The sequence below is a fragment of the Yersinia artesiana genome (genome assembly GCF_902726545.1).
GTDB classification, from domain to species: Bacteria; Pseudomonadota; Gammaproteobacteria; order Enterobacterales; family Enterobacteriaceae; genus Yersinia; species Yersinia artesiana.
The window spans coordinates 56,182-76,996 of sequence record NZ_CACVAD010000005.1; the positions used below are offsets into that span (position 1 = coordinate 56,182).

Below are 20,815 nucleotides of genomic sequence, written 5' to 3' on the forward strand. Positions count from 1 at the left end.
TTATGTAAGCTCATCGGGATGAGTTCGCTTGCTGCCTACCTGCAACTTCAAGTTCTTTGGTTATCAATTCATAACTCAATGAGTTTTAGCATTTGAACTGTTAGCCGCGCAGTTTGCGTTGGGTATAGAGCGCATCCAGTGTGAACAACAACAGTGCTGCCCAGATAAAGATGAAAGTGACCATCTTATCGTTGCCGATAGTCTCACCATAGAAAGTGACCGCCAGAATAAACATCAGCGTTGGCCCCAGATACTGGAAGAAGCCCAGCGTCGACAGCCGTAAACGTGTGGCAGCAGCGGTGAAGAACAGCAGTGGGATAGTGGTAATCACCCCTGCGGCGGCTAATAGCACATTCAGCGACCAGGCATTGGCGCCCATGTGGCTGGTTGGGCTATCGGCAATAAAGAACAGGTAAACTGCCGCGATCGGTAATAGCCACATTGTTTCAACCAACATGCCAGTTTGGGCATCAATCCCCAGTTTTTTGCGAATCAGGCCATATAACGCAAAGGTAATCGCCAGACCCAAACCAATCACCGGCAGCGAGCCAAATTGCCATAGCTGAATGAGCACACCACCGAACGCCAGTGCCACCGCAACCCATTGCATGCGGCGAAAACGCTCGCCGAGAAATAGCATGCCAAATAACACGTTAACCAACGGGTTAATAAAGTAGCCCAGACTGGCTTCCAACATGTGGTTGTGGTTGACCGCCCAAATAAATAATAGCCAGTTGCTGGCAATTAACACCGCGGTCACCGCCAGTAATAGCAGGCGCTTACGGTTTTTAATGGCGCTGCGGACCTGTGGCCAATTACGGCTAACAGTTAGCAAAATCAGCATAAAGAAAAATGACCAGATAATCCGATGAGTCAAAATTTCATCAGCCGGCACCTGTTGGATGAGCTTGAAATAAGCAGGGGCGATGCCCCAAATAAAATAGGCTGCCAGAGCAAAGAAAATGCCCTGACGGGTTCGTTGTTTATCCATGGTGTGGCTCAGAACAAGAAAGGAGATGCGGTGAGTGTACTTAACTTCACGTTATTATTCATCACCGCAATAGGCCGCATCAGCCAACCAGATAGGTCGCAGTCGCGCTGGCGATATGCATTTGGCTTTCATTATGCAGCTCAACTCTGGCAACAGACACCTTGTTGCCACTGCGCAAAATGCGGCTGCTGGCAATAAAATGCTCGCCGCGGCCAGGGCGTAAATAGTCGACACGCAGGTCGATGGTTCCCATTTTGGCCAGCTTCATTTGCAGTTGTTCCTGAATCAGCGGTTCATGGCGAACCAGGCTGTTCCCAACACACACCAGACCCGCCGCAACATCCAGCACCGCAGCAATAACACCGCCGTGTAAAATCCGCTGCGCAATATTACCGACCAGTTTGTCATTATTATCAAAAGTAATTTCGGCGAAATCTTGCTCGAAGCGAGTTAATTTTAATCCTAATTCGCGATTAAAAGGCATGTGATAAACGAAGATTTCACCGATGAGGTTGCGGGCACTTTCCAAGGTTAACGGTGTTACAGGCATTAGTTTTCTCTTAAAGATAATTTCTCATGTTATTAGTTTGTTTATTTTATGCTCCTATTTTGTTGTTTTCCAGTCGTTAAATCATAAATATAAACAACACTAATCCCAGATAACATTTGTGTGTAGAATGAGCTGTTTTCATTACAAATAGAAATAATTCGTAAGGTGACGGGGGAATGATGGGTAGATTTTGGCAGATTTTAATCGCTTTATTACTGGTGCCGACTTTGGCGCAGGCAGAAGAAGCAACGGTTGAGAAGATTCATGACGCGCCAGCGGTGCGTGGCAGTATTATTGCGGCAATGTTGCAAGATCACGATAATCCTTTCTTGCTTTATCCGTATGAAACCAACTACTTACTCTATACCTATACCAGCGACATCAATAAGGATGCGATAAGCTCTTATGATTGGGCTGAGAATGCCAAGAAAGACGAAGTTAAGTTCCAACTGAGTTTGGGTTTCCCTATCTGGCGCGGTATTGCCGGTGATAACTCGTTGCTGGGTGCATCCTATACTCAGCGTTCCTGGTGGCAAGCATCAAACAGCGATGAGTCCTCACCCTTCCGTGAAACCAACTATGAACCGCAGATATTCCTGGCCTGGGCAACGGATTATGAGTTGGCTGGTTGGACATTCCGCGAAGTAGAATTTGGTTATAATCATCAGTCTAACGGTAAAGCTGATCCTACCTCACGTAGCTGGGATCGCGTTTATACCCGCCTGATGGCTCAACGCGGCAACTTGGAAATCGACCTGAAGCCTTGGTATCGTATCCCTGAAAGCGACAGCAAAGATGACAACCCGGATATCAATAAATACATGGGTTATTATCGGTTGAAAGTGGGCTATGCCTTGGGTGAAAGTGTATTCAGTCTGGATGGCCGTTATAACTGGAATACCGGTTATGGTGGTGCTGAAATGGGCTGGAGCTACCCAATCACCAAGCATGTTCGTTTCTATACCCAAGTGTTCAGTGGCTATGGTGAGTCAATGATTGACTATAACTTTAGGCAAACACGGGTGGGTGTGGGTATCATGTTGAACGATGTCCTTTAACGTCATCCGGCGTTAGAAAAGTTTCAGACACAGGCCGGTTAACCGGCCTGTGCAGATCTCATAGTTGGGGAAAAGTGTGTCAACCGCAGCAGTGATAAATAGGGAGTTACTGGCAGAGCAGGTATTGCGAGATACTTTCGGCTACCAGCAATTCCGGCCCGGACAACAAGAAATTATCAACGCCACCCTTTCAGGGCAAGATTGCCTGGTAGTGATGCCAACGGGCGGCGGTAAATCCTTGTGTTATCAGATCCCGGCACTGGTGACGGATGGCTTAACGCTGGTGGTCTCCCCCTTAATTTCCCTGATGAAAGACCAGGTTGACCAACTGCTGGCCTATGGCGTAGGTGCGGGGTGCTTAAACTCATCACAAACACGCGAGCAGCAATTGGCGGTGATGGACGGCTGTCGCAGCGGTCAGATTAAGCTGCTGTATATCGCGCCTGAACGGCTGGTGATGGAGAGCTTTCTTGATCAACTGCACCAGTGGCGTCCTGCGCTGTTGGCGGTGGATGAAGCACACTGTATCTCTCAATGGGGTCATGATTTCCGCCCGGAATACCGTGCCCTTGGTCAGTTAAAGCAGCGTTTCCCTAATTTACCGGTGATAGCACTGACCGCGACGGCTGATGAAGCCACGCGCGGCGATATCGTGCGGTTACTCAATCTGGATAATCCATTAATTCAGGTCAGCAGCTTTGATCGCCCCAATATTCGTTACACCCTGGTTGAGAAGTTCAAACCGCTTGATCAACTGTGGCGTTTTGTTCAAGACCAGCGTGGCAAAAGTGGCATTATTTACTGCAATAGCCGGGCTAAGGTAGAAGACACCACCGCGCGCCTGCAAAGCCGTGGTTTAAGTGTGGCGGCTTACCATGCCGGGCTGGACAATGAGCGCCGCGCACAGGTGCAGGAAGCTTTTCAGCGCGATGATTTGCAAGTGGTGGTCGCCACCGTGGCTTTCGGGATGGGGATTAACAAACCCAACGTTCGTTTTGTGGTGCATTTTGATATTCCGCGCACTATCGAATCTTACTATCAGGAAACGGGCCGTGCCGGTCGTGATGGTTTGCCCGCCGAGGCGATGTTGCTGTATGACCCCGCTGATATGGCGTGGTTGCGCCGTTGTCTGGAAGAGAAACCGGCTGGTGCGCAACAAGATATTGAGCGGCATAAACTCAATGCGATGGGGGCTTTTGCTGAAGCGCAAACCTGCCGCCGATTAGTCTTGCTGAACTATTTTGGTGAAGGCAAACAGCAGTCATGCGGTAACTGTGATATCTGCCTCGACCCACCTAAGCGCTACGATGGGCTGGCCGATGCGCAAAAAGCGCTGTCATGTGTGTATCGTGTCGGGCAGCGGTTTGGTTTGGGGTATATCGTCGAGGTGCTGCGCGGGGCCAATAACCAGCGTATTCGTGAATTTGGTCATGACAAACTGTCAGTGTACGGTATTGGTCGTGAACAGAGTCATGAGCATTGGGTCAGTGTCCTACGCCAACTGATTCACCTCGGATTACTGAGCCAGAATATTGCCATGTTCTCCGCCTTGCAGTTGACCGAGGCTGCCCGCCCGGTATTACGTGCTGAATTGCCACTACAACTGGCAGTGCCGCGCATTCAGAGTTTGAAAGTGCGTAGTAGCGCCAATCAAAAATCCTATGGCGGCAATTACGATCGCAAGTTGTTCGCCAAATTGCGCAAATTGCGTAAATCTATCGCCGACGAAGGCAATATTCCGCCTTATGTGGTGTTTAACGATGCCACCTTGCTGGAGATGGCGGAGCAGATGCCAATTACTGCCAGTGAACTGTTGAGTGTCAATGGCGTCGGGCAACGTAAGCTGGAGCGCTTTGGCGCACCGTTTATGGCGATGATCCGCGACCATGTAGATAACAACGATGATTAACTCGCCGCTTATTTGTTAAGAGAAACGCCTCATGCTAATGCTATTTCTGACCGTCGCGCTGGTGCACTTGGTTGCTCTGATGAGCCCAGGGCCTGATTTCTTTTTTGTTTCGCAAACTGCGGCCAGCCGCTCACGCCGCGAAGCGATGATGGGAGTGACCGGAATCTCTTTGGGGATTGTGGTTTGGGCTGGCGTTGCTCTGATGGGGCTAAATCTTATCTTGCAGAAAATGGCGTGGTTGCATCAGATTATTATGGTCGGCGGCGGACTATACCTGTGCTGGATGGGTTGGCAACTGCTGAGATCGGCCCGTGCCAAACGAGACACTTCAGAAGCTGAGGTGCAAGTTGCACTTCCTGCGCGTGGCCGGACTTTCTTGCGTGGCTTTCTAACTAATTTATCGAACCCCAAAGCGGTTATCTATTTTGGCAGCGTATTTTCATTGTTTGTTGGTGATAATGTAGCTGCTGGCGCGCGCTGGGGGTTGTTTGTGCTGATTGTGGCGGAAACTTTTGTATGGTTTAGCATTGTGGCCTGTGTCTTTGCTTTGCCGGTGATGCGCCGTGGTTATCAACGGCTATCCAAATGGATTGATGGGCTGGCTGGGGTACTCTTCGCCGGTTTTGGTATCCATCTGATATTGTCTCGCTAGCGAGTTCCCCAACCGGTGAATTATCCGGTCAGGGCATATCAATGCATTTTATACTTTGCGCGCGGTGGCTAATAATGCGCCTACCAGCATGAATAAACCGCCAAATATCCGATTCAATAATTTCATTTGCTGTGGTGATTTAATCCAGCCAGCAATTCGTGTGGCAAGAGTCGCGTAACCAATCATCACGATAATATCGACTATCACACTGGTGCTGCCGAGAATCAGATATTGCGCCACCTGCGGTTGGTGCGGCAGAACAAATTGTGGGAACAATGCGGCCAGGAAAACAATGCTTTTCGGGTTGGTCAGATTAACAAATACTGCGCGTTTAAACAGTTTTCGCCGTGGCATACTGTTGGCTAATGCATGCAGATCCAGCGCACCGGCCGCGCGCCATTGTTGAATACCAAGCCAGATTAAATAAGCCGCGCCGAGCCATTTTAATAGTTCAAATGCCAGTAACGATTGTGAAATCAGTGCGCCCAGGCCGACACCAACCAGTACAATGTGCACGGCCAGCCCTAATTGTAATCCGCAAATGGAGGCAATCACTCCGCGCGTACCGTGGCTGATGGCGGTGCTCATGGTATTAATGGCACCCGATCCGGGGGACAAACTGAGGATAAGTGTCGTCAGCAGATAAGTTAACCACCAGTCTAAGGTCATCGGCAAAGTTCCCTGAATGTGTAAATTTATGCCACAATACTCTATTGCTAATAGTTGTGCTATGGCTCACAGAATACCGAGCAATTCAGGTCAGAGGCTGCAATCAGCTATGTTTTATAAAACCATGATTCACAACATCATGATTTATAAGCTCATGATTTATAACTCACGCTATATCGAGCCACGCTATGCCGTTTGATAATCATATGAATAACTGGTTGACCCGCGAAGAGCAATTTGCTGCTTTTGTGAACGGCCCTCTGTTAGACTTTTGGCTGCAGCGGGATGAAGATGAGTTTATGGGGGTTGATAATATTCCCATTCGCTATGTTCGTTTTTGTTCACCACAACATACCCGCGTGGTGGTGGTGGTGCCTGGCCGCATTGAAAGTTACGTTAAATATCCCGAAGTGGCTTATGATCTATTCCAGCAAGGCTATGATGTTATCGTGTTGGATCATCGTGGGCAGGGCCGATCCGGGCGAATACTTGATGATCGTAACCGCGGGCATGTGATCAAATTTGATGATTACATTGAAGATTTTGCGCAGCTGGTGCAGCGTGAAATAACCGGAAGCCATTATCAGCAGTGTTTTGCGTTGGCCCACTCGATGGGGGGGGCGATTCTGACCCGTTATCTGGCGCGAGAGCCGACAGTATTTAATGCTGTAGCGCTCTGCGCACCCATGTTTGGCATCCATTTGCCGATGCCGGGCTGGCTGGCCCACCGAATTGTCGATTGGGCTGAGAAACATCAAAAGCTGCGGGATTACTACGCAATAGGCACCGGGCAGTGGCGGCCATTGCCCTATGTGGTCAATATGCTGACTCACAGTCGCGAACGCTATCGCCGCTATTTGCGCCAATATGCTGACACCCCAGAAATCCGCGTCGGCGGGCCAACCTACCATTGGATCCGTGAAAGCCTGTTGGTGGGGGAGCAAATTATTGCTCAGGCAGACAAAATTACCACACCGGTTCTGTTACTTCAGGCCAGTGAGGACCGGGTGGTACATAACCCGGCCCACAATGCATTTTCTCAGGCAATGACTCTGGCGGGGCACCCTTGCGAAGGGGGGCAGCCTAAGTTAATTAAAGGTGCACGCCATGAGATCCTGTTCGAGCGGGACGAGCTGCGTGCCGAGGCGCTAAGCGCCATATTGCGCTTTTTTGCGCAACATCAATCATCAGTCGGCTCTCAAAACCCCGACACCACCAGAGGTTAGAACATACCGCTATGTATCATGTTGTTGCTTCCGATTTAGATGGCACCCTGCTATCACCTGACCACATACTGACGCCTTATACCAAAGAGACACTTAAGTTGCTGACGCAGCGTGATGTGCACTTTGTGTTTGCGACCGGCCGCCACCATATTGATGTGGCGCAAATCCGCGACAATCTGGAGATCAGTGCTTTTATGATAACCTCCAATGGCGCGCGCGTGCACAACACGGCCGGGGAGCTGATTTTCAGCCATAACCTCGATGCGGATATCGCCCGTGATTTGTACAATATCGAACATCACAATCCAGATATTCTGACCAACGTCTATTTGAATGACGAATGGTACATGAACCGCGAAAGCCCGGCTCAGGAAGAGTTCTTCCGCGAGTCGGTGTTCAAATATCAAGTGTTCGAACCGGCTTTACTGCCGACCGACGGAGTATGTAAGGTCTACTTTACCTGCGACGATCATGATAAGTTATTGATTTTGGAAGAAGCTATCAATGCGCGTTGGGGCGATCGGGTAAATGTCAGCTTCTCTTTCCCAACCTGTCTGGAAGTGATGGGCGGTGGTGTTTCCAAGGGCCACGCACTTGAGCAAGTCGCTAAAATCATTGGTTATTCATTGAAAGAATGTATCGCGTTTGGCGATGGTATGAATGATTTGGAAATGCTCTCTATGTCGGGCAAGGGCTGCATTATGCGCGATGCTCATCAGCGCCTAAAAGATATGTTGCCGAATCTGGAAGTGATTGGTTCTAATGCCGATGACGCTGTGCCGCATTATTTGCGCAAAATGTTCTTAGGTACTGATAAATAAAGAATTGATTGCAGTGAAAAAATGGCGAACTGTAGATGAGTTCGCCATTTGAGATTAATGAAAAAGTGCCCGTATCGGTGAAAACAGGCAGATCGTAAAGACGCCGTAAACCCGTCCCTGGGGGCTCGAGCCGCGCCTTCCCTGGCGCGGACGCTTTACTCTTCTACCTGCCTTCACCTTGCAAGATCGGGTTGTCGGAGTTTGTCAGTAGTCTGACTTTCCTATTTTAAGTTATCTCAGATGTTAAGTTATCTCAGACAAGTCACTTACTGGTGCTGTCCTTGTTTTTGCAGGAATTGCACACCTTTATCTGGGAAATCGGTAAATACCCCGTCAACCCCGGCCTGATTGTAGATAATATCAAACAGTTGGTTCACGTCAGTGGCGTATTTAGGCAACTTGTCAGCACGGATGGTGAAAGGGTGAACCATCATATTGTTGGCATGTGCTTCTTTCACCATATTGGTCAGCTTGATATTATTTGGCGTCGAGGTTTCTACCACCAGCATATGATAGTCAGGGCCGATGCCGTCGGCATATTGCGCGACTTGCTTCATTGCTCCCGGTTTGAACATCCAGTCATAGCTGTAATTAACCCACTTGCCATCAGGTTTCTGTTCGTAAGTCTCATTCCAGTCAGTATAAGCCACCAGTTGAACCAGTTTCAGGTCCATACCCATCTTCGGTTCCAGCTCATTCTTGATGCGTTTTAATTCATTGGCATCAAAGCATTGCAGATAGACTTTATCGGATTTAGTGGTGTAACCATACTGCTTCAACACTTCCAACACCTTGGTGGAAATGTCTTTCCCTTCCTGTTTATGGAACCACGGCGCTTTGATTTCAGGATAGATACCGATGTTCTTACCGGTCGAATGATTCAGCCCCTGAACAAATTCAATCTCTTCCTGGAAGGTGTGCACACGGAAGTCAGATTTGCCCATCGGGAAGCGGCCCGGATAGCTCTGTACTTTTTTACCCTCTTTATCAATATCAAAGCCTTCGGTAAATTTCAGTGACTTGATTTCCGGTAAGGTAAAGTCAATGGCGTAATAGCGACCATCTTTGCGGGCGCGGTCTGGGAAGCGCTCAGCGACATCGGTCACGCGATCCAGATAATGGTCGTGCAGCACCACCAACTCATTATCTTTGGTCATCACCAAGTCTTGTTCAAGATAATCAGCGCCTTGTGCATAAGCCATAGCTTTGGCTGGCAGTGAGTGCTCAGGTAAATAGCCGCTGGCACCGCGGTGCGCGATAACCACTTTATCGGCTGATTTATCTTTGGCTACGGGTTCTGCCGCATGCGCTATGCCGGCGACTGAGGATGCCAGAATCATACTTGCTACCAGTGACTTCAGATGGGTTTTCATTGATATTGCTCCATTTATACCCGTCATCTTTCAAGCCGCAGATGTGTTGGCTACGCTCGTTAACCCGAATCACTGACTGGTGTCAGCTCATCGGGATTATCTTGCTTGCCGCCTTCCTGCAACTTGAAATCTATTGGGTATATAGGGTAGGGGTAAAAAAGGCTGTGTCGCTATTAATCCATAGATAACGGCACAGCCTGTAAGCTACTTAATCATTAGGATACAAATTTATGATCCTATTTTTTATCCATCTCGGCCTGTCTTGCCAGTTCTTCGTGATGTTTTTTCTCGCTGAACATCACCACAATCAATAACAGAACCGCCAGGATGCTACCGCCAATCATGACCATAAAGCCGCCGTCCCAACCGAAGTAGTCAACGGTGTAACCGACGATGGCACTGGCCGCGACCGAACCGCCCAGATAGCCGAACAAGCCGGTGAAGCCTGCTGCGGTACCTGCTGCTTTTTTCGGTGCTAATTCAAGGGCATGTAAGCCAATTAACATCACCGGGCCGTAAATCAGGAAGCCGATGGTGATCATACAGGCCATATCGATACCAGGGTTACCCACCGGGTTTAGCCAGTAAATGATGGTCGCGATAGTCACCAGAGTCATAAAGAACACACCGGTAGCACCACGGTTACCTTTAAACACTTTGTCGGACATCCAACCACACAGTAGCGTCCCTGGAATACCAGCGTATTCATACAGGAAATAAGCCCATGAGGATTTATCCAGCGCGAAGTGTTTTACTTCTTTCAGGTAGGTTGGTGACCAGTCGAGGATGCCGTAACGCAGCAAATAAACAAAAACGTTAGCAATCGCGATATACCATAACAGCTTGTTTGGCAGAATGTATTGCATGAAGATTTGCTTCGCCGTCAGCTCTTCTTCCGCTTCTTCGCTATAGTCATCCGGATAGTCGTTTTTGTACTCTTCAATCGGAGGTAAACCCACAGATTGTGGGGTGTCACGCATCAAACCAAAGACAATCAATGCCACCAAAATGGCACCGAATGCTGGCATATAGAGCGCGGCTTTCCAGTCGTTAAACCATGCCATCCCCAGCAAGAACAGCAATGGCGGCAAGCCACCACCCACGTTATGGGCGCAGTTCCAGATAGAAACAATGCCGCCACGTTCTTTCTTCGACCACCAGTGCACCATGGTACGGCCACATGGCGGCCACCCCATACCCTGGAACCAGCCGCATAAGAACAATAGCACGAACATGACTGCGATACTGGATGTTGCCCAAGGCACAAAGCCCATAAACAGCATCACGGCAGCGGCGAGAATCAAACCGGCGGAGAGGAACACCCGTGGGTTAGACCGGTCAGAAACCGAACCCATGATGAATTTTGAGAAGCCGTAAGCAATAGAAATACCGGATAGTGCGAAACCCAGATCCCCACGAGAGAATCCTTGTTCGATCAAATACGGCATGGCCAGAGTAAAGTTTTTACGCACCAGATAGTAGGCTGCGTAACCGAAAAATATACCCATGAAGATTTGCCAGCGTAAGCGGCGGTAAGTGGGGTCGACCTGGTCTGCGGGAAGCCGTGCCACATGTGGCGCGGGCTTAAAAATACTCAACATAAGTGCCTCCGATGGCTTTTTGTTGTTTTTGACTCCGGTATAGCCTGATATCTATCCGTTTGTTAAGGGCTGCCGGTAGTTAAACGGCGAAGCTACAGTCGTTTATGTTCCATAACGAGCACCATGCTAGATAAATTCACTGAACTTATCTGTGAGTAATGGCGCATTTGTTACAGTTATATGAACGCGGCGGCAATTTTGAGCGATTGGTTAACATTTTGAAACCGGTAATGACAAATTACCTGTGACTTTGATCACAATCATGGTTTTTAAACACCATATTACTTTCGTTTTTCGTTCGTTTTTGTTCCTTATCAAACAATAACCATAAAGACTGTGGCTCAATAGATTCATAATTAGCCGCCAGGCGGCTGTCTGATAATGTGGGGTCTTTCATGACGAACAGTTCTCCTTACACAGAAACGGATGTCATCATCATTGGTGGTGGTGCGACCGGTGCCGGGATTGCCCGAGACTGCGCCCGACGGGGTTTGGCTTGTACGCTCTTGGAGCGGCACGACATTGCCACTGGTGCTACTGGCCGCAATCATGGCTTATTACACAGTGGTGCGCGTTATGCTGTGACTGACGGTGAGTCCGCGCGTGAATGTATTGAAGAAAACCGGATACTGAAACGTATTGCCCGCCATTGTATTGAGCAAACCGATGGCTTGTTTATCACCTTGCCGGAAGACTCCCTCGACTATCAGGAACAATTTATTGCCCGCTGCCAGGAGGCGGGGATCGAGGCTGAAGCCATTGATCCCAAACAAGCATTACGGCTTGAACCTGCCGCGAACCCTGCGCTGATTGCGGCCGTGCGGGTACCTGATGGCACTGTTGACCCCTTCCGCTTAACCGCCGCCAATATGTTGGATGCCCGTGAGCACGGAGCCAATGTGTTGACTTATCACGAAGTTATCGGCTTATTGCGCCACAGTGACCGGGTAAGTGGCGTGCGCGTTTTCGATCATAAAAATCAGCGCCAATATGATATTCATGCGCAAATCGTCGTGAATGCGGCGGGGATCTGGGGTCAGCACATTGCTGAATACGCCGATCTTCGCATTCGCATGTTCCCCGCCAAAGGCGCGCTGTTGATCCTGGGACATCGGATCAACAACATGGTGATCAACCGCTGCCGTAAACCCGCAGATGCCGACATTCTGGTGCCGGGCGATACCATTTCACTGATTGGCACCACCTCCACCCATATTGAATATGACCAGATAGACAATATGGTCGTAACGGCACAAGAGGTGGATACCTTAATTCGCGAAGGCTCCAAACTGTCGCCGCAACTGGCGCAAACGCGCATTTTGCGTGCTTATGCCGGGGTTCGACCACTGGTTGCCAGTGATGATGATCCTTCCGGGCGCAATGTGAGTCGCGGCATTGTATTACTCGATCACGCCAGCCGCGATGGGCTGGAAGGCTTTATCACCATCACCGGTGGCAAGTTGATGACCTACCGGCTGATGGCCGAATGGGCAACGGATAAAGTATGTGAAAAGCTGGGCGTGACAGCGGCTTGCACTACAGCCCAAGAGCCACTTCCTGGTTCACAGCAATCAGCCGAGCAAACGCTCAGCAAAGTAATTTCTTTACCTGCCAGTATCCGTGGCTCGGCGGTTTATCGTCATGGTGACCGTGCGACACAGTTATTGGCAGGAAACCGCCTGGACAACAGTTTAGTGTGTGAATGTGAAGCGGTGACGGCCGGTGAAGTGCGCTATGCCATTGAATCATTGTCGGTTAATAACCTGCTGGATCTACGTCGTCGCACCCGGGTTGGCATGGGGACTTGTCAGGGTGAGCTTTGTGCTTGCCGGGCAGCGGGTTTACTCAGCCGCTTTAAAGTGACCACGCCGCAGCAATCCCGTGAACAGCTTAGGCAGTTTTTGAATGAGCGCTGGAAAGGTGTGCGCCCGATAGCATGGGGTGACGCCTTGCGGGAAAGCGAGTTTACCCATTGGGTTTATCAAGGGCTTTGTGGCTTGGATGACAGCCCGAATACGGCCAATGTTCAGGAGAAACCAGATGAAATTTGATGTGATTATCATCGGTGGTGGATTAGCTGGGCTGGTGTGCGGTATCCGCCTCGCCGAACAAGGTAAATATTGCGCGATTGTCAGCGCCGGTCAAAATGCGCTGCATTTCTCTTCTGGCTCTTTGGATCTCTTGGCGAAATTACCTAATGGGCAGGCGGTTAGTCAGCCACTTTCTGCACTTGAAACGCTAGCAGAGTTAGCGCCGGAGCACCCTTATAGCAAGATGGGGCAAACCGGTCAGGTGGGTGAGTTGGCGCAACAAGCCGAGTCTCTGCTAAGCCGCTGCGGCCTGAATCTGGTTGGCAGTGCGGCCAAAAACCACCTGCGCCTGACGCCGATGGGCAACTGTCGACCCACATGGCTCAGCCCAGCGGATATTCCGATTGCACCATTAGAAGGCCCGTTACCTTGGCAAAAAGTGGCGGTGGTTGGTATTGAGGGATTCCTCGATTTTCAGCCGCAGATGGTCGCCAGTGCCTTGCAGGAACAGGGTATTGAAGTCACAGCAGATTATCTTCATTTACCGGCACTGGACCGTTTACGCGATAACCCTAGCGAATTCCGCGCGGTGAATATTGCGCGTGTACTAGATCAACCCGAAAACTTGCAACCGCTGGCCGATGAGCTGGCTCGTTTGTCATCTACCGCAGAAATGATTTTGCTGCCAGCATGCATCGGGCTGGATGAATCCGCGCCATTGGACGCACTACGTGCGGCGGTTGGTAAACCGATTCAATTGTTGCCGACACTGCCGCCGTCATTACTCGGCATGCGCTTACATCAAGCGCTACGCCACCGTTTCCAGCAATTAGGCGGCATTGTCATGCCGGGTGATGCGGTATTGCGTGCCGAACTGGTGGGGAACCGAATTACCGGACTGTATAGCCGTAATCATGGTGATATTCCACTGCGTGCGGCTCAGATGGTGCTGGCGAGTGGCAGTTTCTTCAGTAATGGGCTGGTAGCAACCTTTGAGCATGTCTATGAGCCAATACTGGATCTGGATATTTTATCGCTACCCAACCGCGCAGACTGGAGCAACAGCAATATGTTTGCGCCGCAACCTTATCTGCAATTTGGCGTCAACACTGATAACCGGCTACGGGCGCTGCGCGGGGGAGTTGCGCTGGATAACCTGCATGTTATTGGCGCGGTGCTCGGAGGATACGATCCGCTGCAACAGGGCTGTGGCGCGGGCGTTTCTCTCACCAGTGCCTTGTTTGTAGCAGAGCAGATTGTCAGCGCTATGGAGGTGACATTATGACGTGGTTACCACAGCACGAAGACACTCAGGATACACATTTGGCACGGGATAAGAGTTTCGAAAGTTGTATCAAATGCACGGTATGCACCACTTATTGCCCGGTGGCGAAAGTTAACCCACTTTATCCGGGGCCAAAACAGGCCGGCCCTGATGGTGAACGGCTACGCCTAAAAGATCCGGCGTTATATGATGACGCACTGAAGTATTGTACTAACTGTAAACGTTGCGAAGTGGCCTGCCCGTCAGATGTCAAAATTGGCGACATCATCCAGCGCGCGAAAGCCAGTTACAGCAGTAATAAGCCCAAGCTGCGCGATGCTATCCTCAGTCACACCGATATCATGGGGACGCTATCAACGCCATTTGCTCCGGTCATCAATGCGGTCACGGGTTTAAAGCCGGTGCGGGTCTTGCTGGATAAAGCGCTGAAAATTGACCATCGACGCGAGTTACCCAAATACTCGTTTGGCACATTCCGCCGCTGGTATCACAAGCAAGCTGAGAAACAGCAGCAATATGCCGAACAGGTGGCGTTTTTCCATGGTTGCTTTGTTAACTACAACCATCCGCAATTAGGCAAAGATTTAGTCAGTGTCTTCAATGCGATGAATATTGGTGTTCAATTACTGAAACGTGAGAAATGCTGCGGTGTACCGCTGATTGCGAATGGGTTTATCGAACAGGCGAAAAAACAGGCGCGGGTGAATCTGGAGTCCCTGACTGATGCTGTGATTGATCGAGATATTCCGGTGGTCGCCACCTCATCAAGCTGTACTTTTACGTTGCGCGATGAATATCCACACTTGCTGGATGTCGATACCGCACCGGTGCGCGACAGAGTGGAACTGGCGACTCGTTATCTTTACCGATTATTGGATCAAGGGCGCGAATTACCGTTAAAACCGTTGCTCTCAAACCAAAACAAACCGCTGCGCATTGCCTATCACACACCTTGTCATATGGAAAAAATGGGCTGGACGGCTTATACCCTGGCGTTATTACAGCGCATTCCGGGTATTGAGCTGGTGGTCTTGGACTCTCAATGTTGCGGGATTGCCGGAACATATGGTTTTAAATCAGAGAACTACGCAACATCCCAAGGGATTGGGGCATCGTTATTCCAACAAATCGAAGAAAGCGGTGTTGATTTGGTGATTACCGACTGCGAAACCTGTAAATGGCAGATAGAAATGTCGACCAGCAAGAAGTGCGAGCATCCGATTACCTTATTAGCACAAGCATTGGCTCGATAATACGGACAGAGCGCGATTTATCCGCGTTTCCAGACTGCTGATAAACCCCAATGACTCGATCTTGCAAGGTGATGACAGGTAGAAGAGTAAAGCGTCCGCGCCAGGGAAGGCGCGGCTCGAGCCCCCAGGGAAGGGTTTACGGCGTCTTTACGATCTGCCTGTTTTCACCGTTACGGGCACTTTGTCATTAACTCTTAGAGCGCGGATAAGCCGCGCTCTATTGCAGGAGATTATTTCAGCTTCAAGGTACTGATAATAGATTCAGCTTCTGTTTGTGCTTGCTGCTGATTGTCGGCTGGCAGAGTAATTTGTATTGTCATCAAATGGTTATCAACTATCCCCATCAACACGGATGAATAGGCTTTCTGACCACCACTGGTAATAATGCTATCCAATTGCTGGAAAGGATGCCCATCGACCTTAATCGCTTTATTTGTCACGACCTGTAGATTGGCATCGCGGGCACGCTGCTGCTCGGCCAGGCGATCAGTCAACACATTCAACGCTTCATTGGTGTCATCACCTAAAATCACGATAACCGCTTTATCACCAGTTTTGTTGGCATAAACGTGCATGTTGTTAGCCTGACTACCCATTTTCCCGCTTTGGTCAGATAAATCTGCTGGGAGATTAAATGCGACTTTACCTTCCAACAAGCTGACTGGCTGGCCTACATTGTTATCGCTGCCGCTATCGCAGGCACTTAATCCTACAACCAGCAGGCCAACAGCAAGAAACTTGGTTATTTTATGCATGGGAATCCCTTATCAATGATGAATAGCATTATCGCACCTTATTCAGACGCTAAAAGCAATCTATTGTTCAGCGGTGTTCGCCTGCATTAACGTTTGCTGTTCGGTCTTCCGGGCAAAGTATTTCAGTAATACATTGAGCATCACGCCATAAGCAGGTAAGAAGAATAACATGCAAATCAGCAGCTTAAAGCTATAGTCTACCAAGGCGATTTCCACCCAGTTTGCCGCCATAAAAGGATCAGAACTGCGATAGAAAGCAATAAAGAAGAACGCCATAGTGTCACTGATATTGCCAAAGAACATGGCAGCGGTTGGGGCAACCCACCATGCACTGCGCTGACGAAGGCGGTTAAAGACTTGAACATCAAGAATTTGACCCAGCACATAGGCCATAAAGCTGGCAGCGGCGATGCGCGCAACAAATAGGTTAAAACTGGTTAATGCCGGGAACCCTTGCCAGCTTCCTTGATAGAACAGGGCTGAAATCAGATACGAAATAAGTAAAGCAGGCACCATAACGGACAGAATAATCCGGCGCGCTAAGGGAGCACCAAAAATCCGCACGGTCAGGTCGGTAGCTAAAAAGATAAACGGAAAGGTAAAAGCCCCCCAGGTAGTGTGAAAACCGAAGATAGATATCGGTAATTGCACCAGATAGTTGCTGGAGGTGATGATGACAATATGGAATAGCGACAGCCATACCAAAGCGGTCATCCGCTGTTGGGCAGTAAACGAAAACATAAATGTGACCTTTTTGGTTATTGGGGTGAGGGAACCCAAACATAATGTGCCGCAATTTCTGCGACGCGCGGCATAATACGCGTTTGCGCAACGAATGCAATGGTTAATTTTAGCGCAAACGATGGCCTTTTCACGAAAGCGATTGTGCCACTTGCACCTAAAAACCGGCGGAGTAAACTATCTCGCTTCGTAAGCCTGCTTACATTTTTGCTATTAACCTGTTGACTGACACACAAGAGAACCGCAATGACCGATATTTTTGCCAATCCGGATAAAACACTTGATGCACTGGGTTTGCGCTGCCCTGAGCCAGTGATGATGGTGCGTAAAACCGTCCGGCATATGGAGGACGGTCAAACTTTGCTTATTATTGCTGACGATCCCGCCACAACCCGTGACATTCCCGGTTTTTGCCGCTTTATGGACCATCAGTTGCTGGCACAAGATACCGGGCAGACGCCTTACCGCTATCTGGTCAAAAAAGGGGCAAAAGCGGAGTAAAAAGCCGCTTTGCCCTTGTTGTCAAATATCCCGCTTGCGCAATAACCTCAGCGCGTTTGCTGTCACCAAGGCGGTTGCGCCAGAGTCGGCTAATACCGCTAGCCATAAACCGGTCAAACCCAGCAATGTGGTCACCAGGAAAATACCTTTTAGCCCTAATGCGATAGTAATGTTCTGGCGAATATTGGCGTTGGCAGCTCGTGATAACAAAATGATTTCTGCCAGCCCGGTCAGCCGATTATGAGTCAATGCCGCATCGGCTGTTTCCAGGGCCACATCAGTGCCGCTGCCCATCGCAATACCGATACTAGCCGCTTTCATGGCGGGAGCATCATTAATGCCATCGCCAACCATCACTGTCGGGTGTGTGGCATTCAGTGCCATAACGGCCTGCACTTTATCTGCCGGTAACAATCCAGCGCGGTAATCAATTCCCAGTTCACCGGCAATGGCCGCCGCTGCACGAGGGTTATCACCAGTTAACATCACACCTTGAATCCCCAGCTTTTTCAGGGCATCAATGGCTTGTTTGGCATCGGTACGTAAAGTGTCTCGCAACGCCACGACACCAATGAATTTCTCATTTTCCAGTACGGCAACAGCCGTTTTACCACTGCTTTCCAGTTCATCGAACTGCGCGAGCCACTCGGCGGTTAATAACTCTGGCGATATTTTACTGGGTGCGCTAACACGAACTACTAACCCGTTAACTATACCTTCAACGCCAATGCCAGCCAGTGCACGCCGTTCTTCGGCGAGTGGCAGCATCGGGGTATTTTGCTGCGCTCGCTGTATGATCGCGACAGCCAGAGGATGGTGCGAACCTGCTTCGACCGCCGCAGCCAGTGACAACAGGCGAGTTTCACTCACACCGGAAACGGGCAAGATATCAGTGACTTGTGGCTTACCTTCAGTCAGCGTGCCAGTTTTATCAAAAGCGACAGTTTGAATGTGGCCAAGCTGCTCAAGCGCGGCACCACCTTTAATCAACGCTCCGCGCCGCGTTGCCGCCGCCAGTGCTGAGGTGATGGCTGCCGGAGTGGAAATGACTAATGCGCATGGGCAGCCGATCAACAGTAGTGTCAGACCTCGGTATATCCAGGTTTCCCAAGGCTCGGCGAAAGCCAAAGGCGGAACCAGCATCACCAGTGCTGAGAGAAGCATAATGGCAGGGGTATAAATGCGACTGAAACGGTCAATAAAACGCTCAATAGGCGCACGGCGTTCTTCTGCTAATTCAATGAGTTGTAAAATTCGGTCAATGGCATTATTACCCGGCTCAGAGATAACCCGCATTTCGGTCGCGCGATCAACTGATAAGCTCCCCGCCGCGACTTTTTCACCTTGCCGGCGTTCAACAGGAACAGACTCACCGGTGAGAGCACTTTCATCAAAACTGGCGAAGGGAGTCATTAATTCAGCATCAGCAGGTAAACGGCCCCCCGGTGAGATTTCAATGATATCGCCAGGGCGCAAGCTGGCAACAGGAACCTGTTTGCGCTCACCATCCTTGAGTAGTAAGGCTTCTTCAGGAACTAACGCCATGAGTGCAGTCACACCACGACGTGCGCGATTTGCTGCATAGGATTCGAGTAACTCGCCGACCATAAACAGCAGCAATACCATAGCTGCTTCGGCAGTCGCACCAATAAACATCGCGCCAATAGCCGCGACGCTCATCAAGGTTTCAATCGCAAATGGTGTGCCGGAGCGAATAAGCTTCCAGGCTTTAGTGACAATCGGAATCAACCCGACAATGGTGGTCACGGTAAAGGCTAATTCGCTCAGCTCAACACTGAATAAAGAGATTCCCCAACTGAGGAGCATCAGCGTGGTTAATGATGCAATTGGTAGATATTCACGAAAGCGTGTTTCTGACTCAATTTTTTTGCCCGCCGTGGGGGACTGGCTATCGCGCAGGCTGAACCCTGCCTGTATAACGGCCTGCTGAACTTGGGGACGAATGTCTGAACGGGCATCAACCACCAGTTTTTCTGTAGCAAACAGAACTTTTACATTTTCAATTCCGGCCAGGTTACTGACTGCATTTTCAATTTTACGCGCACAACTTGGGCAATCCATCCCTTTCACTTGCCAACTAAAACGTTGGCTACCCGCAGGTATTGCGTTAGTTAGCCTATCGCTTTCCTCATCATCGTCATCGATATGACTGCTCTGACTACAGCATCCCTCCTCATGGTGTGAATGCTCACTTACTGAGTTGGTGCTTTCATTGCTGGCATTAGCCACTGGTTGGCTGCTACAACCTGTTTGTTTTTTTGCGTGAGTATGACCACAGCCGCAGTGATTTTGTGGTTCGGCTGAATGTCGATGTTCGGAATGTGAATGCATGGTACCTCCTGGACAGAATGTAAAAGATATACAGGATTTTGCCGGTATGGTTGCACTCTACACCTTGGAGTCAACTCCAGAGTCAAGAGGGTAAATGAGAATAATTGCTAAAAGGGGCAGATACCAAAAGAAAGGTATATCGGAAAGGAGTGCATGCCGCGCTTGGTGTTTAGGCTCCATCCTTGGAACCCCATAGCCGCATTACTATCGCAAAATGGACTTCGCAAAATTATATTGCGCAGTAATAGGTTAATTACAAATATAGCGACCTGACAATCAGGAAGTGCCCTACAAAGTAGCATCCAGCGACGATGGCATCTGAAGCCCGGAAAGAAAAACGATAGCGGTTTAGCAACCAGATGGTGTGAGATACCAACAATAGCACCGTCCCGGTTAGCAATGAGAAGCTCATATCCGTGCTGCGCGCAAAATATTGTTCGCCTGCCATCCATACCATAAGTAATGTCATTCCGACGAAAGCAACGACAGGCCAGCGCATTTCATCCAGCCGGGTCCAAATAGTGGCTAACAGCAACGCACCCACAATAATGAGTACCAAGGGAAGCGGCCAGAATAGGGTGAATGTCATCTGGCTGGCAAAACTGATGGTATATAATAAATGGGAGAGGAAAAATGCACCCAGAGCATAAAGTAAGCGCTCACTGGGTAGCAACAATAAGGCATCTGCTATCAGTGTTGCCAACAAACCTAAAACAATCAGATAGCCTGCCGGACCAAGAATAGGTGCCTGCCATGCAAGTAACAACAACAGTAACAGAGTGACGGGTTTGAATACCCAACGTTGCCAGCGTGGGCCTCGGTAAGTTGCATCGACAAACAACCAACCAGAAAAGAATACGGCAAGGAATGGCCAGCTCATTATTTATCCTTTTTTCTATACAGGTTTCAGTGAAAGTACCTGTGTTGTAATGATAATCCGCAATGCCAACAACTTTGATAATACATTAATTAAGTGTAAGGGATGGAAGACAAGAGTGATAGCCACACTACAGTGAATTGCATGATTTGTGCCACTTAATGCGTAGCA

The 20,815-nt window shown here is 49.5% G+C and carries 19 protein-coding genes; 9 read left to right on the top strand and 10 right to left on the bottom strand.

Annotated elements, in window-relative coordinates:
- Window positions 1-100: 100 nt before the first annotated feature.
- Together rarD and HU019_RS02550 are read right to left on the bottom strand one after the other, a co-directional pair.
- The gene (gene rarD, locus HU019_RS02545; RefSeq protein ID WP_174848131.1) at window positions 101-991 is read right to left on the bottom strand and encodes an EamA family transporter RarD; all 891 of its coding nucleotides are present in this window, start codon (window positions 989-991) and stop codon (window positions 101-103) included.
- A gap of 79 nt (window positions 992-1,070) precedes the next feature.
- Window positions 1,071-1,541: a thioesterase family protein gene (locus HU019_RS02550; RefSeq protein ID WP_050076846.1), complete on the bottom strand. Its 471-nt coding sequence runs from the start codon at window positions 1,539-1,541 to the stop codon at window positions 1,071-1,073.
- Window positions 1,542-1,720: 179 nt separating this feature from the next.
- On the opposite strand from HU019_RS02550, the gene pldA reads away from it, so the two are divergent.
- The 3 genes from pldA to rhtC all read left to right on the top strand — a co-directional run bounded on the left by pldA (window position 1,721) and on the right by rhtC (window position 5,160).
- Complete coding sequence (gene pldA, locus HU019_RS02555; protein ID WP_174848186.1) at window positions 1,721-2,599, top strand: phospholipase A; 879 nt, start codon at window positions 1,721-1,723, stop codon at window positions 2,597-2,599.
- Between the two features lie 76 nt (window positions 2,600-2,675).
- Window positions 2,676-4,508 carry an ATP-dependent DNA helicase RecQ gene (gene recQ, locus HU019_RS02560; protein WP_174848132.1) on the top strand — a complete coding sequence of 611 codons (1,833 nt, stop codon included), beginning with the start codon at window positions 2,676-2,678 and terminating at the stop codon, window positions 4,506-4,508.
- A 31-nt stretch (window positions 4,509-4,539) separates the two neighbouring features.
- Entirely contained in the window at window positions 4,540-5,160 is a 621-nt protein-coding gene (rhtC, locus tag HU019_RS02565; protein WP_174848133.1) for a threonine export protein RhtC, read from the top strand.
- 48 nt (window positions 5,161-5,208) lie between these two features.
- Here rhtC and rhtB read toward each other — a convergent pair whose 3' ends face one another.
- Complete coding sequence (gene rhtB, locus HU019_RS02570) at window positions 5,209-5,829, bottom strand: homoserine/homoserine lactone efflux protein (RefSeq protein ID WP_019080185.1); 621 nt, start codon at window positions 5,827-5,829, stop codon at window positions 5,209-5,211.
- 188 nt (window positions 5,830-6,017) lie between these two features.
- On the opposite strand from rhtB, the gene pldB reads away from it, so the two are divergent.
- Window positions 6,018-7,055 carry a lysophospholipase L2 gene (gene pldB / locus HU019_RS02575; RefSeq protein WP_174848134.1) on the top strand — a complete coding sequence of 346 codons (1,038 nt, stop codon included), beginning with the start codon at window positions 6,018-6,020 and terminating at the stop codon, window positions 7,053-7,055.
- A gap of 11 nt (window positions 7,056-7,066) precedes the next feature.
- Window positions 7,067-7,876 carry a sugar/pyridoxal phosphate phosphatase YigL gene (gene yigL, locus HU019_RS02580; RefSeq protein ID WP_019084340.1) on the top strand — a complete coding sequence of 270 codons (810 nt, stop codon included), beginning with the start codon at window positions 7,067-7,069 and terminating at the stop codon, window positions 7,874-7,876.
- 266 nt (window positions 7,877-8,142) lie between these two features.
- Here yigL and glpQ read toward each other — a convergent pair whose 3' ends face one another.
- The 3 genes from glpQ to HU019_RS02595 form a co-directional block, all read right to left on the bottom strand.
- Entirely contained in the window at window positions 8,143-9,249 is a 1,107-nt protein-coding gene (glpQ, locus tag HU019_RS02585) for a glycerophosphodiester phosphodiesterase (protein ID WP_174848135.1), read from the bottom strand.
- A 236-nt stretch (window positions 9,250-9,485) separates the two neighbouring features.
- The gene (gene glpT / locus HU019_RS02590; protein ID WP_174848136.1) at window positions 9,486-10,850 is read right to left on the bottom strand and encodes a glycerol-3-phosphate transporter; all 1,365 of its coding nucleotides are present in this window, start codon (window positions 10,848-10,850) and stop codon (window positions 9,486-9,488) included.
- Window positions 10,851-11,088: 238 nt separating this feature from the next.
- Window positions 11,089-11,247: a hypothetical protein gene (locus tag HU019_RS02595; protein ID WP_174848137.1), complete on the bottom strand. Its 159-nt coding sequence runs from the start codon at window positions 11,245-11,247 to the stop codon at window positions 11,089-11,091.
- Here HU019_RS02595 and glpA point away from each other — a divergent pair.
- Genes glpA through glpC form a run of 3 tightly spaced genes read left to right on the top strand, consistent with a single transcriptional unit; the run spans window position 11,246 to window position 15,418 of the window.
- Window positions 11,246-12,901, top strand: a complete 1,656-nt coding sequence (glpA, locus tag HU019_RS02600; RefSeq protein WP_174848138.1) for an anaerobic glycerol-3-phosphate dehydrogenase subunit A — start codon at window positions 11,246-11,248, stop codon at window positions 12,899-12,901. The genes HU019_RS02595 and glpA overlap by 2 nt on opposite strands.
- A complete protein-coding gene (gene glpB, locus HU019_RS02605) occupies window positions 12,891-14,165 on the top strand; it encodes a glycerol-3-phosphate dehydrogenase subunit GlpB (RefSeq protein WP_174848139.1) in 1,275 nt (424 codons plus the stop codon). The genes glpA and glpB overlap by 11 nt, the downstream gene beginning before the upstream one ends.
- Window positions 14,162-15,418, top strand: a complete 1,257-nt coding sequence (gene glpC / locus HU019_RS02610; RefSeq protein ID WP_050076855.1) for an anaerobic glycerol-3-phosphate dehydrogenase subunit GlpC — start codon at window positions 14,162-14,164, stop codon at window positions 15,416-15,418. The genes glpB and glpC overlap by 4 nt, the downstream gene beginning before the upstream one ends.
- A 230-nt stretch (window positions 15,419-15,648) precedes the next feature.
- On the opposite strand, the gene HU019_RS02615 is transcribed toward glpC, so the two are convergent.
- Both HU019_RS02615 and HU019_RS02620 read right to left on the bottom strand, forming a co-directional pair.
- Window positions 15,649-16,173 carry a DcrB family lipoprotein gene (locus HU019_RS02615; protein ID WP_174848140.1) on the bottom strand — a complete coding sequence of 175 codons (525 nt, stop codon included), beginning with the start codon at window positions 16,171-16,173 and terminating at the stop codon, window positions 15,649-15,651.
- A 60-nt stretch (window positions 16,174-16,233) separates the two neighbouring features.
- Complete coding sequence (locus HU019_RS02620; RefSeq protein ID WP_174848141.1) at window positions 16,234-16,914, bottom strand: 7-cyano-7-deazaguanine/7-aminomethyl-7-deazaguanine transporter; 681 nt, start codon at window positions 16,912-16,914, stop codon at window positions 16,234-16,236.
- A 246-nt stretch (window positions 16,915-17,160) separates the two neighbouring features.
- On the opposite strand from HU019_RS02620, the gene tusA reads away from it, so the two are divergent.
- The gene (tusA, locus tag HU019_RS02625) at window positions 17,161-17,415 is read left to right on the top strand and encodes a sulfurtransferase TusA (protein ID WP_005176396.1); all 255 of its coding nucleotides are present in this window, start codon (window positions 17,161-17,163) and stop codon (window positions 17,413-17,415) included.
- Window positions 17,416-17,436: 21 nt separating this feature from the next.
- Here the strand turns inward: tusA and HU019_RS02630 are convergent, their stop codons facing one another.
- Window positions 17,437-19,767 carry a zinc/cadmium/mercury/lead-transporting ATPase gene (locus tag HU019_RS02630; protein ID WP_174848142.1) on the bottom strand — a complete coding sequence of 777 codons (2,331 nt, stop codon included), beginning with the start codon at window positions 19,765-19,767 and terminating at the stop codon, window positions 17,437-17,439.
- Between the two features lie 253 nt (window positions 19,768-20,020).
- A complete protein-coding gene (locus tag HU019_RS02635) occupies window positions 20,021-20,647 on the bottom strand; it encodes a lysoplasmalogenase (RefSeq protein WP_174848143.1) in 627 nt (208 codons plus the stop codon).
- Window positions 20,648-20,815 lie beyond the last annotated feature (168 nt).

Coding starts and splice junctions, on each gene's coding strand:
- pldB (WP_174848134.1), top strand. CDS start 6,018: ATGCCGTTTGATAATCATATGAATAACTGGTTGACCCGCGAAGAGCAA.
- HU019_RS02595 (WP_174848137.1), bottom strand. CDS start 11,247: ATGAAAGACCCCACATTATCAGACAGCCGCCTGGCGGCTAATTATGAA.
- glpT (WP_174848136.1), bottom strand. CDS start 10,850: ATGTTGAGTATTTTTAAGCCCGCGCCACATGTGGCACGGCTTCCCGCA.
- HU019_RS02620 (WP_174848141.1), bottom strand. CDS start 16,914: ATGTTTTCGTTTACTGCCCAACAGCGGATGACCGCTTTGGTATGGCTG.
- glpC (WP_050076855.1), top strand. CDS start 14,162: ATGACGTGGTTACCACAGCACGAAGACACTCAGGATACACATTTGGCA.
- pldA (WP_174848186.1), top strand. CDS start 1,721: ATGGGTAGATTTTGGCAGATTTTAATCGCTTTATTACTGGTGCCGACT.
- HU019_RS02550 (WP_050076846.1), bottom strand. CDS start 1,541: ATGCCTGTAACACCGTTAACCTTGGAAAGTGCCCGCAACCTCATCGGT.
- rarD (WP_174848131.1), bottom strand. CDS start 991: ATGGATAAACAACGAACCCGTCAGGGCATTTTCTTTGCTCTGGCAGCC.
- HU019_RS02630 (WP_174848142.1), bottom strand. CDS start 19,767: ATGCATTCACATTCCGAACATCGACATTCAGCCGAACCACAAAATCAC.
- rhtB (WP_019080185.1), bottom strand. CDS start 5,829: ATGACCTTAGACTGGTGGTTAACTTATCTGCTGACGACACTTATCCTC.
- glpB (WP_174848139.1), top strand. CDS start 12,891: ATGAAATTTGATGTGATTATCATCGGTGGTGGATTAGCTGGGCTGGTG.
- yigL (WP_019084340.1), top strand. CDS start 7,067: ATGTATCATGTTGTTGCTTCCGATTTAGATGGCACCCTGCTATCACCT.
- HU019_RS02615 (WP_174848140.1), bottom strand. CDS start 16,173: ATGCATAAAATAACCAAGTTTCTTGCTGTTGGCCTGCTGGTTGTAGGA.
- HU019_RS02635 (WP_174848143.1), bottom strand. CDS start 20,647: ATGAGCTGGCCATTCCTTGCCGTATTCTTTTCTGGTTGGTTGTTTGTC.
- tusA (WP_005176396.1), top strand. CDS start 17,161: ATGACCGATATTTTTGCCAATCCGGATAAAACACTTGATGCACTGGGT.
- glpA (WP_174848138.1), top strand. CDS start 11,246: ATGACGAACAGTTCTCCTTACACAGAAACGGATGTCATCATCATTGGT.
- rhtC (WP_174848133.1), top strand. CDS start 4,540: ATGCTAATGCTATTTCTGACCGTCGCGCTGGTGCACTTGGTTGCTCTG.
- glpQ (WP_174848135.1), bottom strand. CDS start 9,249: ATGAAAACCCATCTGAAGTCACTGGTAGCAAGTATGATTCTGGCATCC.